The following is a 205-nucleotide window of genomic DNA, read 5'->3' as shown; positions in this document are numbered from 1 at the left end:
TCCAGATCGCGACCCAGCTCGGCTATATCGAGGGGATCGAAGCTCTGCTGAAGGCGGGCGTGCGAGTCGATCAGGCGAATTCCTCGGGCGAGACGCCGCTGATTTCCGCCATCCATCGCCGCGATACCGCGATGATCCGCATTCTCCTCAAAAACGGCGCAAGCCCCGACCGGACCGATAATTCGGGCCGCTCGGCACGTGATTA

General features: G+C 62.0%; 1 protein-coding gene. It reads left to right on the top strand.

From position 1 onward, the window contains the following. A partial coding sequence (locus A3736_RS02350; RefSeq protein ID WP_197465464.1) for an ankyrin repeat domain-containing protein occupies window positions 1–205 on the top strand: 205 nt, incomplete at both ends.

Origin of the sequence: Erythrobacter sp. HI0063 (genome assembly GCF_001635685.1) — a bacterium.
In the GTDB taxonomy this organism is placed as follows: domain Bacteria; phylum Pseudomonadota; class Alphaproteobacteria; order Sphingomonadales; family Sphingomonadaceae; genus Qipengyuania.
Note: the sequence above shows the minus strand (reverse complement) of the source record. Positions and strands in the feature narration are given on the sequence as shown.